General features: G+C 49.3%; 13 protein-coding genes and 1 pseudogene. 1 reads left to right on the top strand and 13 read right to left on the bottom strand.

Annotated elements, in window-relative coordinates; translation table 11 throughout:
• Window positions 1-306: 306 nt before the first annotated feature.
• From pgl to MYF79_RS07375, 13 genes and pseudogenes are all read right to left on the bottom strand, one after another.
• Window positions 307-1032, bottom strand: a complete 726-nt coding sequence (pgl, locus tag MYF79_RS07435; protein WP_247813248.1) for a 6-phosphogluconolactonase — start codon at window positions 1030-1032, stop codon at window positions 307-309.
• Between the two features lie 5 nt (window positions 1033-1037).
• Window positions 1038-2543: a glucose-6-phosphate dehydrogenase gene (gene zwf, locus MYF79_RS07430; RefSeq protein ID WP_199657894.1), complete on the bottom strand. Its 1506-nt coding sequence runs from the start codon at window positions 2541-2543 to the stop codon at window positions 1038-1040.
• Between the two features lie 54 nt (window positions 2544-2597).
• Window positions 2598-4010 (bottom strand): NADP-dependent phosphogluconate dehydrogenase, encoded by a 1413-nt coding sequence (gndA, locus tag MYF79_RS07425; RefSeq protein ID WP_247813247.1) that lies wholly within the window; start codon window positions 4008-4010, stop codon window positions 2598-2600.
• A 178-nt stretch (window positions 4011-4188) separates the two neighbouring features.
• Entirely contained in the window at window positions 4189-4890 is a 702-nt protein-coding gene (locus tag MYF79_RS07420) for a sulfite exporter TauE/SafE family protein (protein ID WP_247813246.1), read from the bottom strand.
• A 12-nt stretch (window positions 4891-4902) separates the two neighbouring features.
• Entirely contained in the window at window positions 4903-5685 is a 783-nt protein-coding gene (locus MYF79_RS07415) for an urease accessory protein UreD (protein WP_247813245.1), read from the bottom strand.
• Window positions 5682-6320, bottom strand: a complete 639-nt coding sequence (gene ureG, locus MYF79_RS07410; protein ID WP_247813244.1) for an urease accessory protein UreG — start codon at window positions 6318-6320, stop codon at window positions 5682-5684. The genes MYF79_RS07415 and ureG overlap by 4 nt, the downstream gene beginning before the upstream one ends.
• A 55-nt stretch (window positions 6321-6375) precedes the next feature.
• On the bottom strand, window positions 6376-7062 hold the full coding sequence (locus MYF79_RS07405; protein WP_247813243.1) for an urease accessory protein UreF: 687 nt from the start codon (window positions 7060-7062) through the stop codon (window positions 6376-6378).
• A gap of 6 nt (window positions 7063-7068) precedes the next feature.
• Window positions 7069-7572, bottom strand: coding sequence for an urease accessory protein UreE (gene ureE / locus MYF79_RS07400; protein ID WP_247813242.1), 504 nt, complete (start codon window positions 7570-7572; stop codon window positions 7069-7071).
• Window positions 7573-7580: 8 nt separating this feature from the next.
• Entirely contained in the window at window positions 7581-9302 is a 1722-nt protein-coding gene (ureC, locus tag MYF79_RS07395; RefSeq protein WP_247813241.1) for an urease subunit alpha, read from the bottom strand.
• Between the two features lie 74 nt (window positions 9303-9376).
• Window positions 9377-9673: pseudogene (ureB, locus tag MYF79_RS07390) on the bottom strand (urease subunit beta); the annotation flags it as partial.
• Between the two features lie 38 nt (window positions 9674-9711).
• Window positions 9712-10014 (bottom strand): urease subunit gamma, encoded by a 303-nt coding sequence (gene ureA / locus MYF79_RS07385; protein ID WP_089809655.1) that lies wholly within the window; start codon window positions 10012-10014, stop codon window positions 9712-9714.
• A gap of 169 nt (window positions 10015-10183) precedes the next feature.
• Entirely contained in the window at window positions 10184-12763 is a 2580-nt protein-coding gene (locus MYF79_RS07380) for a phosphoenolpyruvate carboxylase (RefSeq protein WP_247813239.1), read from the bottom strand.
• A gap of 208 nt (window positions 12764-12971) precedes the next feature.
• A complete protein-coding gene (locus MYF79_RS07375) occupies window positions 12972-13817 on the bottom strand; it encodes an energy transducer TonB (protein WP_247813238.1) in 846 nt (281 codons plus the stop codon).
• A 942-nt stretch (window positions 13818-14759) separates the two neighbouring features.
• Between MYF79_RS07375 and MYF79_RS07370 the strand changes: the two genes are divergently transcribed.
• A complete protein-coding gene (locus MYF79_RS07370; protein ID WP_247813237.1) occupies window positions 14760-16808 on the top strand; it encodes a TonB-dependent receptor in 2049 nt (682 codons plus the stop codon).
• The last annotated feature ends 93 nt before the right edge of the window (window positions 16809-16901 follow it).

Raw genomic sequence — 16901 nt, 5'->3', positions numbered from 1 at the left:
AGTAGTTGATAGATGAGACCATGGAATAATGATATCAAAATTGATGATATCGAAATTGTATAACTGCCTTAAATATAAAATGAGCGGGTAGGAATTCCTAATAGGATCTGCACAGGGACCGGTATAATATTAGTCGTTATTAAAACCGTTTTTTCAGGAAGCCGGCAAAACATTTATGACCGGCATCAAATTACAGCCATGGCATCAAATAGCAGGCGCCTGATGGCGCCAAATAAAAAGGGATGTATCATAGTATGATACACCCCTTTTAGCATTTTATCAGCAGTACTTACATGCTACATTTCGCTACATTTCAAGTGCGCCTGCCGCTGCTTCATCCACAAACCAGTGCAGCTCTCCATCTTGTGGGCGGATCATCTGGGAAGGGAATTTTTCAGCATTGAAGTCACCCTCTATCACACTCTTCAGCGTCAGGGCCTTGCCGGCGCCTGTTGCCATGAAAATTACGCAGGCAGCCTCATTTACCACAGGTGCTGTCAGTGTAATGCGGAACATGTCCTGTGCTTTCAGGAAGAACGCCTTTACCCATGCTTTTTTCTCATGTACTACTTCTGTACCGGGGAAGAGGGACAGGGTATGTCCGTCATCTCCCATACCCAGGAGTACGAGATCAAAGGTTGTGTCGCTGTCCTTGAAATACTTCTGCAGGATCTTTTCATATTCCGCAGCAGCAGCTTCAGGTTCAATATCTGTGCGCATGACATGGATATTTTCTGAAGGCACCCCGACAACATCCAGCAGGGTTTCGTAGGCCATGCGGGCGTTGTTGCGCTCATCTTCAAATGGCACTGCCCTTTCATCTCCCCAGAAGAAGTGGATCCTCTCCCATGGAATGATCAGTTTATACGGCTCTTTGGTGAGCAGCGTATATAGCTGTTTAGGCGTGCTTCCTCCGGAGAGGGCAAATGTGAAGATGGGCTGGTCCTGCAGCACTTCCTGGATATAATTACTGATCCATGCGGCCAGGTTCTCGCTCAGTTCCTGGGTGTTCTTGGCTATATGTAATTCCATTGCTCTTATTTAGGTAAGTTGATCCAGGCGTGACCATCTCTGGCGATCAGGGCGTCTGCATCTTCAGGTCCCCAGGAATCAGGTGCGTAGTTAGGGAAATCTACCGGCGTACGGGATTCCCATGTTTCCAGTATCGGCATTACCACTTTCCAGGCAGCTTCTACCTGGTCTGCACGCATGAACAGGGTTGCATCTCCTTCCATTACGTCCAGCAGCAGTGTTTCATATGCTTCGGGTGCATGGTCGTCGCCATATTGACGGTCGAAGTTGAAGACCATTTCCACCGGGTCCAGTTCCATACTCTGACCCGGGCGTTTTGCCTGGAAGCGGATACGGATATCCATTTCAGGCTGTATGCTGATGGTCAGGCGGTTAGGACGCCAGGTTTCTGCTGATTCTGCAGGGAACGCGTAATGCGGCGCCTGGCGGAACTGCAGGGTGATATTAGTCGCTTTCTGGTGCATGTTCTTACCGGTACGTACATAGAACGGTACGCCCTGCCAGCGCCAGTTGTCGATATAGAACTTAACGGCAGCGTAAGTTTCAGTAGCAGATTCTTTATCCACTCCTTTTTCTTCGCGGTAACCTACTACCTGCTGGCCTTTTCTCCAGCCGGCAGAGTACTGTCCGCGTACTGCGTTTTCGTGTATCTTGTCTTTTGTGAATTTGCGGATGGCGTTCAGTACATCCACTTTTTTATTACGGATCTCATTCGCATCAAAAGATACGGGCGCTTCCATAGCAATCATACACATTACCTGCAGGATATGGTTCTGCACCATATCGCGCAGCGCGCCTGAGCCTTCATAATAACCGCCACGGCCTTCCAGACCTACGGTCTCTGAAGCGGTAATCTGTATATGATCGATGTAATTGCGGTTCCAGATCGGTTCGAACAGCGCATTGGCAAAACGCAGTGCGATGAGGTTCTGCACGGTTTCTTTACCCAGGTAGTGGTCAATGCGGTAGATCTGTTCTTCTGAGAAGAGGCTTTGTAGCAGTGTATTCAGTTCGTGAGCGCTCTGCAGATCGTGTCCGAATGGTTTCTCTATCACGATACGGGTGCTGCGCGTGTCACTGCACAGGTTCAGGCTACCCAGTTTCTGTGCAATAGCAGGCATCAGCTGCGGCGCTACAGACAGGTAGAATATCACGTTGGGATGCTCATTCCACTCTTCTTCTTTTGCCTTCACATAGTCGGTGATCGCGCTATATGCAGACTGATCTTCCGCATCCATCTGCAGGTAGCTTATATGTTGGCTGAAATCTTTCCAGTGACCGTTCTGTTCTCCTTTACGGCGGGAAAATTTCTTGATACCATCGAGTAAGCGCTCGCGGTAAGCATCATTGTCATAGGGACTACGGCCGATACCGGCTATAGCAAATTTTTCCGGCATGTAGTTATCCAGGAACAGGTTGTATAAAGCCGGCGATAGTTTTCTGTAATTCAGGTCGCCGCTGCCACCGAAGATGAAGACAATGGAGGCAGGCGGACGTTTATGATTTTGCATAACTCTATATTTTATGTGAGTGTGCCCCGCTGTTGCGGGGACACTCCAAACATTTTATTCACCCCATACGGTATGGAAACTACCAGGTGCATCTATACGCTGGTAGGTATGAGCGCCGAAGTAATCGCGCTGTGCCTGCACCAGGTTGGTAGGCATACGTTCTGTGCGGTAAGCATCGAAGTAAGCCAGCGCTGACATGATACCAGCTGCTGCGGTACCTGTCTGTGCGGCCTGTGCTACTACTGCACGTGTGTTTGTAATGGCATTCTCTACAAGGGCGGCTACGTCCTTGTTCAACAGTATATTGGGCAACTCAGGAGATGCTTTGTAAGCGGTGGTATATACCTCCAGGAGCGTAGAACGGATGATACATCCGCCTCTCCATACTTTCACTGCTTCCGGTAAAGGAATTTCCATCTGCAGTTCTTTGGATGCCTGGTGCAGCATGGCCAATCCCTGTGCATAGCTGATGATCACACCGAAGTACAGTGCATCATGTACCTGCTGAATCCAGGTATCTACCGGTGTATTGAGTTTTGCAGCAGGTGCTTTGTATAAAGCAGCCGCCTGTACACGTTCATCCTTGTAACCGGACAGGGTGCGCAGGGCTACGGCGGTGTCTATCACCGGAACGGCAACAGGCAGCTCCATTGCATCCTGGGAGGTCCATTTACCGGTTCCTTTGGAACCCGCTTTATCGGAGATCACATCTACCAGTCTTGCACTGGTCTTGTCGTCCTTCTGCAGGAAGATGTCGGCAGTGATCTCTATGAGGAAAGATTGCAGATCGCCTTCATTCCAGGTTTTGAATACCTGGTGTAAACGGTCGTTATCCAGTCCGGCCTGTTTCAGCAATGCATATGCCTCGCTGATCAGCTGCATGATGGAATACTCGATACCATTGTGCACCATCTTCACATAGTGGCCGGCGCCTTCCTTACCCAGGTAAGCTACGCAGGGCTCACCGTTTACCTTTGCAGAAATTGCTTCCAGCATCGGTCTTACTTTTTCATAAGCTTCCTTGTCGCCACCAGGCATGATGCTTGGTCCCGTACGGGCGCCTTTCTCACCGCCTGATACGCCGATGCCCATGAAATGAATACCTTTATCCCGCAGGTATTTTACCCGGCGTAATGTATCTGTATAATGTGAGTTACCACCGTCAATCACCACATCACCTTTTTCCAGCAGGGGGATCAGTGATTCGATCACATCATCCACCGGCTGACCGGCTGGTACCAACATCATCAGCTTACGCGGACGCTCCAGTAACTGTACCATGGTTGCCAGTTCTGCCACTCCCTTTACAGTAGTGCCAGCTGTAGCAGCCGATTCCAGAGCCCCGGTCTTGGTACTATCTTTATCAAAACCAATAACGGAAAAACCATGATCAGCCATGTTCAGTAAGAGGTTCCTCCCCATTACGCCCAGACCAATCATGCCAAAATCGAATACGCTTTGTGCCATAAATTATCGTGTAAGTGCCTAAAAGAATGAAGTAAAAGTACGAATTATCAATTACCAATTACAATTACTATTAGATGACCTGACAAAACTTTGAACATCCCATGTCAATTACCTCTGTTTGTACATGAAAATCCGTGATAAGTGCAATCTCCCGCCGAGTCTTAAATTTTCCTTAAATCTACCAGCCCAGGTATACCATTCCTATACCGCAGACCAGTATCGTGACCCCTCCCAGGGCATGCATATACCGCTCCAAACTACTGGTTTTCAATACAGAAAAGCCATAATACCCCAAAATGACCATGCCCGTCATTGTCAGCAGCGTGAACAGCGTAAAAGACACGATGAGCATCACCATACCATAGGTGGAATGTTGCGCCGCCGGGTAGGTCAACAAGGGGATCAGCGGTTCACAGGGTCCCAGCCCGAAAATGAGCAGCATGATCCAGGGTGTGACCCTCGTCCTGTCCTGAGGGTAAACAATCTCCCCGTGTTTATGTTCATACACGTAGATATCCCCGTTGTCATACACGTCAAAATGCTTATGCACCTTGTTGCTCCAGGCCCGTTTCAGGCCCCAGGCGGTATACAGCAGCCCGAAAGTAAGCAGGGCCCATCCGGCCAGTCCTCCGCGCAGGTTTTCCAGGCCGCTGATCTTTGACAGGGACCAGCCCAGCCCAATACCCAGTAATCCCAATAATACCGAACTGCCCACATGCGCGATACCACAAAGCAGTGTCCAGACCACCGTTTTACCGGCAGTCCAGCCTCTCGCCCTGCTCAGGGCTATAAACGGGATATAGTGATCAGGCCCCGTCATTGTATGCAGACAACTTATTGTGACAGCCGTCAGCAACAACACCTGCAATTCCGTATTCATATACCCAAGGGTTTATAATTTTCGTTCCTCTCCGGCCAGCAGCGCTATCTTTTTAAAAAGCGCATACAATTGCTCTCCGCCCTCTCCCAGCACACGCAGGAGCAATGCCCCCGAGGCTGTACGGGACACGCCGGCTGTAATATTCTTTTCTTCGGATAAACATTCGTGCAGTACCTCTCCCATCGCTGTCATGTCCTGCCGCTCGTCATGCCATAGCAGAGAGGCCTGGTGCGTATAGCCTTCCCACTGGCCCATGTTGCCGGGTGGCACAATACCTGGTTGCAATACGGTTACGTCTTTAAACAGCAACCTGCCATCCCTGTACACCTCCAGTACGTTCCTGAAATGCCTACACCTGAACACTTCCCCACTCAGTTTCCGGCCACAGGTAATGATCTCGCCCCACAACAGGCTACAACCGGCGCCCAGCTCAATACGACTGGCACTGTCAAATACAGACTGCTCATGCGGCACCGCAGGATGCGGCAGATAACATAAGCGGCTGCCCCTTTCCATCTCTACATGAAAGCGTTGCCGGGCCCCCTGCTGCATGTTGAATATGCGCTGGTAAGATTGCGTGTACAGATGCAGGCCTGCGTCTTCCTGTAATGTAACCCGGATATCATACGCATCTCCATCCAGTATCCCCGGCGAAGCCGTCATCATGGTCAGATGTAACATACCCGTTCTGCTGCCGCTGATATCAGCCACCTTAAAAGGTTTTGTATAATAGCAGTGTTGCAGGTAGGTACGTGGTCCTCTTACTCCTGCTGTTATTTGCAGTTCACTCGTCATTGCAACAAGGCTGGCTCCTCCACCATTTCCAGTAATGCATATTTCCGGATCCATCCTATTACCGTGTCCAGCCCTTCCTGCGTCATCAGGTTGGTAAAAACAAAGGGCCGGCCCTGACGCATCTTACGGGCGTCCCGTTCCATCACTTCAAGGCTGGCGCCGACATAAGGCGCCAGGTCAATCTTGTTGATAACCAGCAGGTCCGAACGGGTAATGCCCGGCCCTCCCTTGCGGGGTATCTTATCTCCTTCCGCTACGTCGATAACGAAGATGGTCAGGTCTGCCAGATCCGGGCTGAAAGTAGCTGACAGATTATCTCCACCGCTTTCAATAAAAATGATCTGCACATCCGGAAATCGTGCTGCTATTTCTTCTACCGCCTCCAGGTTCATGCTGGCATCTTCACGTATGGCAGTATGCGGACAGCCACCTGTCTCCACCCCAATGATCCGTTCAGCAGGCAAGAGGCTGTTCTTCACCAGGAATTCAGCATCTTCTTTTGTATAGATATCATTGGTGATCACAGCCAGGCTATACTGCTCATGCAGGCGCCTTGACAGCCTTTCTATCAGCGCTGTTTTACCGGCGCCTACAGGGCCGGCCACCCCTATTTTTATGTATGTACGCGATTGCATTTCCAATCCTGTTTACGTAAATCAATTGCTACGGTATCGGCCACACGTCATGCTCCTAAGACATATATAATCTTGAATACAATCTTTCGTGCTGCATACTCCTGATGTCAAATCCAAAGCTGCAACGTCCGGCCAGTTCCCGCGGCATATTCAATGTCTGTTCTACCAATGCCGGCAGTTGCGGCAGGAGCTCAAACAGGATCTGCTGTCCCTGTTGCTGTCCCAGCGGCACCAGCTTAACGCTGTTGGTCACCATGCCGGTAGCTGCATTGTAGTAGAACGCGGTCATTGCTTCCAATAATGGAATACCTGAGAGGCAGGCGTATACACCAAATGCCAGGCAATAATGCCCTGCCGCCTCGCCCGACCTGATCTGTGCCACATAGGCATTGCCGGTAGTATGTACCACCAGCGGAGATAAGAGTTTCAGCAGGCGCATGCCCAGCTTCTGGCTCGCCGTTCTCAGTTCCTGTGGCGCTTTCAATGCAGTACATTCCTGGTCCAGCTGCACCAGCTGCTGCACATCTCCTGCTTCCGCCGCACGATATGCCAGCACAGCAAAAAGTGCGTCATTGTACGGCAGGTTATGCTCCAGCATATTCCGGATGAAAGCAGCCGCATCGCCGGCATCTTTTATCAACCCCTGCTGCACATAGGTTTCCAGTCCGCCGGAATGGGTATAAGCTCCTATTGGCAGCGTAGGATCACTCAGGTGTAACAGGTATGGTAGCCAGTGCTGCATGATGATCTATTTGGAGGCAAGCTGCATGATCTTACTAAAAAGCGATCCTGAGCTGCCGTGTTCATGTGGTATAATATTGCTTCGCAACATGTTGGTCAGTATGCGCTGTTGTTTCACAGGACTATATCCCTTTGCTTCCAGCCAGCGGAACAAAGGCTCTTCATATGGCACCAGCACTTCATTTCCTTCCAGGAATAATGGCAGGTGTTTATTACCGATCTCATAACAAACAGCCGCCATATCTTTCATCGTAGCCGGCTTCAGCACAATAGCTGCTGCCGGCAGGATATCGATAATGATCGCCTTTTTGTCGTCCATCCACACAATGTCCCCCTGCTGTAGCAAAGGCGCTTCCCGCATGAAGCGCAGTGCTACTTCCTGCCCGCCCTGCGTATGCCAGCGCAGCAGCCGCTTAGCTGTTTCAAACCATTCCAGCTGCAAAGGGTCCCTCACCCGTGTGCCGGTGGAAAAGTTGGCAACATTGCCTGCTATTTTTTCTATGATGATCATATCTGCCATTAAAACAGGAAATACCGTTGCGCCAGTGGCAATACCGCTGCCGGTTCACAGGTCAGTACCTGCCCGTCAACACTTACTTCATATGTTTCCGGATTGACCTTTATTTCCGGTGTGCTGTTGTTATGTATCATATCCTTCTTCCCGATATTGCGACAATTCTTCACCGGTAGTACGATCTTCTGCAGGCTATATTCCTGGGCAATATTCTTCCCTGCTGCCGCCTGCGACACGAAGGTCACACAGGTCTTATGCAGGGCGCCGCCGAAAGCCCCGAACATTTCCCTGTACATCACAGGCTGTGGTGTGGGAATAGACGCATTAGGGTCTCCCATACGGCTACAGATGATCATGCCTCCCTTGATGATCATTTCCGGTTTGGCGCCAAAGAGGGCTGGTTTCCACAGTACGATATCTGCCAGTTTCCCCGGCTCCAGCGATCCGACATGCGTTGCAATACCATGTGTGATAGCAGGATTGATGGTGTACTTGGCCACATAGCGTTTAGCCCTGAAATTATCATTTCCTTTGCCATTGTCTTCTGCCAGTGCACCCCGCTGTTTCTTCATCTTATCGGCCGTCTGCCAGGTACGGATGATCACCTCTCCCACGCGGCCCATGGCCTGAGAATCAGAGCTCATCATGCTGAATACGCCCATGTCATGCAGGATATCCTCCGCAGCGATCGTCTCCGGACGGATACGGGAATCGGCGAAAGCAACATCTTCCGGCACACTTTTATCCAGGTGATGGCATACCATCAGCATGTCCAGGTGTTCGTCGATCGTATTGACCGTATATGGTCTTGTAGGGTTGGTAGATGAAGGCAGGATATTCGGGTACATGGCCGCTTTGATAATATCGGGCGCATGTCCTCCGCCAGCGCCTTCCGTATGATAGGTATGGATCACACGGCCATCGATCGCTTTGATCGTATCTTCCAGGAAGCCGGATTCATTCAGGGTGTCTGTATGAATAGCTACCTGTACGTCGTATTTGTCTGCCGCTTTCAGAGAGGCATTGATAACGGCAGGAGACGAACCCCAGTCTTCATGGATCTTCAGGCCCAGCGCACCCGCTTCTATCTGTTCCCAGAGGGGTGCTTCGGTAGCACAGTTGCCTTTACCGAGAAAACCAAGGTTCATCGGAAAAGCATCCGCCGACTGCAACATCTTACGGATAAACCATTTGCCTGGTGTAACAGTCGTGGCATTCGTCCCGTCTGCAGGACCGGTACCACCACCTATCATGGTAGTGATGCCACTATGTAAGGCATGGGTGATCTGCTGCGGACTGATAAAATGAATATGTGTGTCAATACCACCTGCAGTAGCTATCAGCCCCGCACCGCCATGTACTTCTGTACTGGCGCCAATGATCATATCGGGGTCTACGCCATCCATCGTATCAGGATTACCGGCCTTGCCTATCTTCACGATCTTTCCATCCCTGATGCCAATATCCGCTTTCACGATGCCCCAATGGTCAATGATCATCACACTGGTAATGACCATATCCAGTACGCCCTCATCGCGGGTAGCAGTGGATGACTGGGACATCCCGTCGCGGATGGTCTTGCCGCCTCCGAATTTGGCTTCGTCGCCATACACGGTATGATCGTGTTCTATTTCGATGATGATGTCGGTATCTCCCAGACGTACTTTATCGCCCGTCGTAGGACCATACATCGCCGCATAGCGGTCACGGTTTATCTGAAGGCTCATTCCGGCTGGTGTTTAAATTGTTGTGCGTTTATCTGTTGCATGGCTTTCTGCCTGGCCTCTTCCCCAACAGTGGTGCCATTTACCAGGTTGTTCATACCAAAGGCTTTCCTGTTACCTCCCAGGGTCACCAGCGATACTGTCTTTTCTTCCCCCGGTTCAAAACGCACGGCAGTACCGGCTGCAATGTTCAGGCGCATACCAAAGGCAGCTTCCCGGTTGAAAGACAGCATACGGTTCACCTCAAAAAAATGGCAATGAGAGCCAATCTGCACAGGCCTGTCTCCTGTGTTGACCACCTTTACCTGTGTGACTGTACGGCCGCTGTTTGCGTCGATCACACCGGGAACGATAAAATATTCACCTGGGATCATAAATTGAAGAGGATTTAGATGTTGGTTGATTAGTGTCTTTATCTGATCGGATGGTGTACTGTCACCAGTTTTGACCCATCCGGGAAAGTAGCTTCTATCTGGATCTCATCGATCATTTCCGGGATGCCTTCCATCACATCTTCGCGGGTCAGGATGGTAGCGCCGTACTGCATCAGCTGCGCTACGGTCTGCCCATCTCTTGCAGCCTCCTGTAAGCGGCTGCTGATCAGTGCTATAGCCTCCGGATAATTCAGCTTAAGTCCCCTGGCCTTTCTCTTCTCAGCAAGTTCTCCTGCCAGGTATAACAATAGTTTTTCAGTTTCCCTTGCCGTTAAATGCATAGTATTTTGGTTTAAATGTGCCTTGGTCCTGACAGTTTGTTGCAGGGAAATGGGTTAATGAATTACAAGTGATCTTCCCTGTGTTAATTTACACAAAAAAAGCAGAAACTAAAACGCTCAATGCGGAATGCATTGAGCGTTTGTTATATGGCAAGTAAGTGTAAGCGCCTCAGGCAGAATTTCTGCCGGCATTGATGATACCAAAAGAGCAACGTACGACGAGTTTTTCATACGTTTCTTTCAATCCATCACCGTTACCCGATTCATTGAGCTCACGGATACGGGCCAGTGCTCCCTGCTGAATGGTCAGCAATGGCAGTACGATACGTTCACGCATCTGTATAGACAGCTGGTCGATCGGCGATGCGCCCATCAGTTGTGTCTGACCTGTCAGGCGTAGTATATATTCGCAGGAACGTTCGTATTCGTCATGTATCATATTCCAGACCTCTCCGAAACGGGGATGTTTGCCATATGCTGCGGTGAGCGGGAAATAACTTTTCTTCATCGCCATCTGGCAGTTGTCCAGCAGTGTGCGGAAGAACAGGGAGTTCTTATACAGTTTTTCAACTGCATTCCACTTACCTGCTTTATCCATTGCTTCCAATGCAGCGCCAACGCCATAATAACCAGGCACGTTCTGTTTCAGCTGGCTCCATGCACCTACATAAGGCACTGCTCTCAGGTCGTTGAGGCTCAGCTTAGCGGCGGCATTCCGTTTGGAAGGACGGCTGCCGATATTGGTCTCGGCATAGTAACGCAGCGGGCTTGCAAAGTCCAGGTAATCCAGGAAGTCTGGATGCAGCTTCAGTTTGTTGAATGACTTGAAGCCTTCATCGGCCAGCTCCTGCAGCAACGCATCTTCTTCGTCGCTAAGGGTCACCTCGCGTGAAGAGAAGATGTCATTGGCGATGCCGGCATGTACCAGCTGCTCTATGTTGAACTGCGCAGAGTCCACTGTTCCAAAGTTGGAACTAATGGTCTGCCCTTGTATGGTCAGCTGAATTTCTTCGTTCGCAATATCACGTCCCATAGAAGCATAGAACTGGTGCGTTTTACCACCACCTCTTGCCGGAGGACCTCCACGGCCATCGAAGAAGACTACATCTATATCGTATTCCCTGGATATGCGGGTCAGCTCCTGTTTAGCCTTATGAATGCTCCAGTTGGCCATCAGGTAACCGCCATCTTTGGTACCGTCAGAGAAGCCCAGCATGATGGTCTGCTTATTATAGCGCTTACGCAGGTGTTCCCTGTAGGCAGCATTATCGTACAGCTCGCGCATCACATTGCCGGCCTGACGGAGGTCGTCTATTGTTTCAAACAGCGGCACTATGTCAACGCTCATGGATTCCTGCTGCCAGCCTGCCAGCAGGAACAAGCCATATACTTCAATCACGTTCAGCGCATTCATGCTATGGCTGATAATATAGCGATGGCAACCGAACTCCCCGTTGTTCTTTTGTATCTCTTTCACAGCGGCGATAGTGGCAAGCGTGTCTTTATGCAACGGATCTTTCAGCGCATCCGGATTCAAGGGCCCCTTTATGTTGAGCAGGCTGCTTATTTTTTCTTCATCAGAAAGTGTTGCATAGTTCGAAGGCAACAAGTCTGACTGCGCAGCAACGGCATCCAGCAGCGGCCCGTGCACAGAGCTGTCCTGCCTTATATCGAGGGTGGCAAAGAACAATCCGAACAGCTCTACCCGGCTTACCAGGTCATCGAGCAGGTTCAGGAAGAGTGCATTGTTCTCTTCAATGAGCACAAGACGGATCCGTGCCAGTGTGTCCAGGATCTCTTTCTGTGTGATGTTGGTTTTATGGCCTGGAATAAACAGGTTGCTGTACAGCTGTTGCTCCAGTGCGGCCAGTTCCTGTTCAATTCCTTTAAAGGTGAGGCGGCGTTTCAGCCTGCGTACATCCAGGTAATAACATTTAATGATACCTCCACGCAGTGCTTCCGCCACACGCAGGGTGATGTCGGCATTCACGAAAGGGTTACCATCGCGGTCGCCACCAGGCCAGAAGCCCATTCTGATCACCGGATTATTGCTATTGATAGAAGCAGGGAATTGTGCTTTTAGCTTGGAAATGATACGTCCGGCGGCAGGATAGAAAGTATTCTCAAGGAACCATATCAGGCTGATAGCCTCGTCATACGGCGTTGGCTTTTCCTTTTTGAAGAAGGGCGTTTTACCCAGCTGCTGCAGGTAAGCATTTACCTGCGCCGTATTATCATTGATCAATGCCCTTGACAGATCATTGATGATTGTCAGTACGCTACCCGGGTAGAATTGGGTAGGATGCGCTGTCAGTACCAGTCTCACAGAAAAATCCTGCAGCTTCTTAGCCAGCTTTTCTTCTGCCTGCTCTGCAATGATCTCTGACTGCAGGTGGCTCAATGAACCAGCGCCATGCATGTCATGAATATCGCGGAAAGCAGCATCTTCCAACGCGTCAAACAGCACTACCTGTCTTTCAGCATATTGCACAAAGCGGAACATGAGGTCCAGCTTCTGCTGCTCATTACTGCAGGAAGTGTATTGTTGAAAATAGGAGTCGAGAATTTCCTGGGGACTCTTTTCCTTTCCATATCCTTCTTCACAATGGATCAGGAACAATGATAAAAATACGCCGGTTCTTTCTACCTTATGAAAAGGCAATGCGGTAAAAAGACTATTGTATAACTGGAACTTGGTGCCAACCAGGTTCTTGAATAATTGTAAGGTATTATTAACCGGTGCTTCCATAACTAAATTTCGTAATTTAAAAGAGCCTTTGCCAACCGGGAGCTAAAAATAATATAAAATAGTTACAAAGTAGAATAGAAAGTTCCTGGAAAGAGTAAGGCCGCAGCTTACGCCACGGCCTTTTCGCAAGTCCCCCTTTAATTTGGGTGTGTTGAGAGAATAAACCTGTTAATTGAGTAATATGATGCGGTAAAATGGGATTAGTTATTTATTGGGCCAAGGTAAAGCCAATAGGCAGATTGTACCTTACGCTCACCGCACGTCCGCTTTGCTTGCCGGGTTTCCAATTCGGCATCAGCTTTACGACCCTTACAGCTTCTTCTTCCAGCCCACCACCTTTACGGGCTCCAACTGCCTGCACTTCGCTCACCTTTCCCTCGGTATCTACCACGAACTGAACAAATACTTTTCCTTCAATACCAGTTTCCTGTGCCAGATGGGGATACCGCAGGTTTTTTTGAAGGAATTTTGATAATGCTTCTTCGCCACCGGGAAATGAAGGCATAATTTCAACAAAGGTGAATACTTCCTCTTTTTCCGGCGCTTTAGGCGGCTCTACAACATGACTGCTACCATTGCTGCCCTCAAAAGGGTTCTCAGGGCCGCCTGAATCATCACTCTGAATATTGGCAACACCAATAGCTTTATTGCCAATACTATCCATCTTTGGCACTTCGTCTTCCAGACGCACAAGATCATCATTTGTAATAATAGGAGGACTGGTCATTCTAATGGATGAAGTGGCCGGCGGAGGTGGTGTTGTCACCGGAGGTGGCGGTGGGGTTAACGGTTTTTCCTCCGGCATGTTGTCGAGCGTTTTTAAGACACTCACTTCAGGTTCAATAATCCTTCGTGTATGCATGTCCGCAGCCATCAGTTTATTACTGAGTACATATCCACCGATGATGACCAATGCGATGAAAGCTGTACCCATAATAGCGTTGCGCACACGCCTGTCTTCACTTCTGCGTAAATCATAGGCCCCGTAGTCTTTATTACGACCATCAAAGAGAATGTCGAGAAAGTCTGATTTAACAATGTTCGTTGCATTCATGGGATAAACATTTACAATATAGATGCAACGTCATCTCTTTTCCATAAGAGATTTAAAAAAAACTTTCAAAAGCGGATTATTGTATTTGAGAAGCGTATTAATGAAGGAGTATTAATATTACCAGCCCAGATTGAAATCCGGATCGGGATCACCTATTTGCTAAAGGAAGTATTCACTATCTTTTAATGGTAACAATTACCTTGCTACCATGCAGGTATAAATAAGGTTGTAATAAACAAGTTGGTAGATAAAAAGGTAAGGAGGTAATGCCAGGGGGCGCGGGAGGTATATTACATTATAATTTACCACCAATAAATCTGCAACACACCTTCCCCGCTAGCCTGACCGGGCATTTTTATTTACAGCTTATAGCAAACAATTTCTTCTTGATCAGCAACAGCTGTTGTAAACAGCTGTACTACAGGATTGGGTATGATCAACCTTCACCACTACACCCATTTTACTATGTATGAATAATGTATTATGCTCACGCATATAATAATCAGTTTTTGATTTTTATGTTGCTGATCATATTGCTTTGCTGGTGGGACAAAACAAGGAGAATACTCAGCGATCTTCTCCGGGTGGTGGCAAATGCTATTAGTCTACTGAATCTGTAGACAAATATACAGCATGAAATTATATTTCCAAATTCAAAGACATAATTTTTTTCGGGCAGCATTATTGTACATACCAAACTACTGATTATCACACAGGAAAAACCGTGTAGGAAAACACGTGGGAAGACGATCGTCAGGTATCCATACCTATGCATGCACGCTAAAGTTTCAGCAGATGCGTTTCTGCGGCTGGTACAGATTGCACTTAGTGAATGCAAACACTGTTGAGGAATTGTTGGTGGCGGTCAATACCGGTGATCCCAATTAGCGGGTTGAATCAGGAAAATACAAGTAGATTTGAAACAATAGAAGACACTATCTGATGAAAAAAATTTTACTGGCTCTTAGTATACTGCCGCTGGCTTCTTATGCACAATCATCAACCGATACTACCCGGCAATTGCAGGAAGTAGTGATACAGGCATATCCCGGCAAGCAGTTTACCCTGCTCCAGGTACCTACCAGCAGTACTGTACTAACTGCCCGCCAGTTGCAACTGCAACAGGGCATTACACTGTTGCCCGCCTTAAATACCGTACCCGGTATACGCATGGAAGAACGTTCTCCGGGCAGCTACCGCCTCTCTTTAAGAGGTAGCCTGCTGCGCTCTCCTTTTGGTATCCGCAACGTGAAACTGTACCTGGATGAGATCCCGCTGACGGACGCCGGTGGTAATTCCTACCTCAATCTTGCGGACCCGGGCAGTTTCCAGGGCATTGAAATATTAAAAGGGCCTGATGGCAGCCAGTTCGGGGCTAATTCCGGCGGTGTGGTACTGCTCCATCCTGCAGGTACCCTGGCAGACAGCAGCCGCCTGAGGGCTGATATGCAGGGAGGCAGTTATGGCCTGTTCCGCGAGCAGATAGGCTGGCAACAACAATGGGGGAATTATAAGCTGAATATCTATGAAGCTGTGCATCATGCTGATGGTTATAGAGATAACAGTGCCATGAAAAGATATTTTGTACAGACGGCCCAGGAATGGCAGTATCATCCTCATAATCAGCTTAAACTGATCGCATTTTACAGCGACCTGGATTACCGTACGCCTGGAGGTCTGACGGCGGCACAGGCAGCAGCCAATCCAAAAGCTTCACGTCCTGCTACGCCTACATTACCGGGCGCCATTACCCAGCAGGCCGGCATCCGGAATAAAACAGCGTTTGGCGGCCTGGTACATACCTCACAGCTCGCTACCCACTGGCAGCATGTGATCACTGTATTTGGCAGCAATACCCACTTCGAAAATCCCTTCATTACCAACTTTGAAGCCAGGGATGAGAATACCTTTGGCGCCCGGTCCTATATAGCCCTGCAGGACCAGCCGCTTGGCAACAGCAATATGCGCCTGGATTGGACAACGGGCATAGAATGGCAGCAGACCGGCTCTGATATAGACAACTATGGCAACAGGGCGGGCGTAAGAGATACCTTACAGGCTGCCAGCGACATCACCGCCCGCCAATACTTCTACTTCACAGGCATTACCCTGCGTCCGGGTAAACAATGGGTGGCAGAAGCAGCGGTGAGCCTCAACTATTACCGTTACCACTTCAACGATGTGGCGGCAGGCACAGATGGCAAAAAGAAATTTTCCGCCGAGCTAATGCCCCGCTTCTCACTCTCCTACCTGATCACGCCCGACCTGGCGGCACGCGCCACCATCAGCCGGGGCTACTCCCCTCCTTCCATTGCGGAGGTACGTGCTTCAGACAATATTATCAATACGGCATTACAGGCAGAAACCGGCTGGAACTATGAAACAGGCCTGCGCTTCAATAGCCGGAACAACCGTTTCCAGGCAGATGCGGCTGTTTTCTACTACGAACTGCAGGACGCCATTGTCCGGAAGCTGCATGACGATGGCACGGAGTTTTTCACTAATGCCGGTGGTACGCACCAGACCGGCGTAGAGTTCCAGGGGGCTGCATGGTTACAGTCGCCCAGGCTACAGGGCTTCACCCGTGGTATTCAACTCCAGGGAAGTTATACTTACAGCCATTTCCTCTTCAGCGATTATATCAGTGCAGGCAAGGACTTTTCCGGCAATGCCTTAACAGGCGTTCCGAAAAATATAGCTACCGCATCCCTGCTCGTGGTATTTCCCGCCCAGGTGTCATTGTATGGCCAATACACTTATACGGACCGTTTACCGCTGGATGATGCCAATACAGCCTTTGCAAAAGAATATCACCTGGTACAGGCGAAAATCAACTGGGGCATCAATAAATGGCTGGCCTTGTATGCAGGCGCCGACAACCTGTTGAACCAGCACTATAGCCTGGGCAATGACCTGAATGCGGTAGGCGCCAGGTATTATAATCCGGCACCGGGACGGAATTATTACGGAGGGGTGAGAGTGAGTTTGTAATTTAATTACCGGTCATCTTCCGTTTCAAAGCAAGTGAGCCCCCCTTAAACCTATTGCATAATAAAGGGCCGCTAAAAAGCGGCCCTGCACATT

It is taken from the genome of Chitinophaga filiformis, from assembly GCF_023100805.1.
In the GTDB taxonomy this organism is placed as follows: Bacteria; Bacteroidota; Bacteroidia; order Chitinophagales; family Chitinophagaceae; genus Chitinophaga; species Chitinophaga filiformis_B.
Note: the sequence above shows the minus strand (reverse complement) of the source record. Positions and strands in the feature narration are given on the sequence as shown.

Excerpts from the sequence above, each read along its gene's own strand:
- pgl (WP_247813248.1), bottom strand. The coding sequence starts at position 1,032 with ATGGAATTACATATAGCCAAGAACACCCAGGAACTGAGCGAGAACCTG.
- zwf (WP_199657894.1), bottom strand. The coding sequence starts at position 2,543 with ATGCAAAATCATAAACGTCCGCCTGCCTCCATTGTCTTCATCTTCGGT.
- gndA (WP_247813247.1), bottom strand. The coding sequence starts at position 4,010 with ATGGCACAAAGCGTATTCGATTTTGGCATGATTGGTCTGGGCGTAATG.
- MYF79_RS07420 (WP_247813246.1), bottom strand. The coding sequence starts at position 4,890 with ATGAATACGGAATTGCAGGTGTTGTTGCTGACGGCTGTCACAATAAGT.
- MYF79_RS07415 (WP_247813245.1), bottom strand. The coding sequence starts at position 5,685 with ATGACGAGTGAACTGCAAATAACAGCAGGAGTAAGAGGACCACGTACC.
- ureG (WP_247813244.1), bottom strand. The coding sequence starts at position 6,320 with ATGCAATCGCGTACATACATAAAAATAGGGGTGGCCGGCCCTGTAGGC.
- MYF79_RS07405 (WP_247813243.1), bottom strand. The coding sequence starts at position 7,062 with ATGCAGCACTGGCTACCATACCTGTTACACCTGAGTGATCCTACGCTG.
- ureE (WP_247813242.1), bottom strand. The coding sequence starts at position 7,572 with ATGATCATCATAGAAAAAATAGCAGGCAATGTTGCCAACTTTTCCACC.
- ureC (WP_247813241.1), bottom strand. The coding sequence starts at position 9,302 with ATGAGCCTTCAGATAAACCGTGACCGCTATGCGGCGATGTATGGTCCT.
- ureA (WP_089809655.1), bottom strand. The coding sequence starts at position 10,014 with ATGCATTTAACGGCAAGGGAAACTGAAAAACTATTGTTATACCTGGCA.
- MYF79_RS07380 (WP_247813239.1), bottom strand. The coding sequence starts at position 12,763 with ATGGAAGCACCGGTTAATAATACCTTACAATTATTCAAGAACCTGGTT.
- MYF79_RS07375 (WP_247813238.1), bottom strand. The coding sequence starts at position 13,817 with ATGAATGCAACGAACATTGTTAAATCAGACTTTCTCGACATTCTCTTT.
- MYF79_RS07370 (WP_247813237.1), top strand. The coding sequence starts at position 14,760 with ATGAAAAAAATTTTACTGGCTCTTAGTATACTGCCGCTGGCTTCTTAT.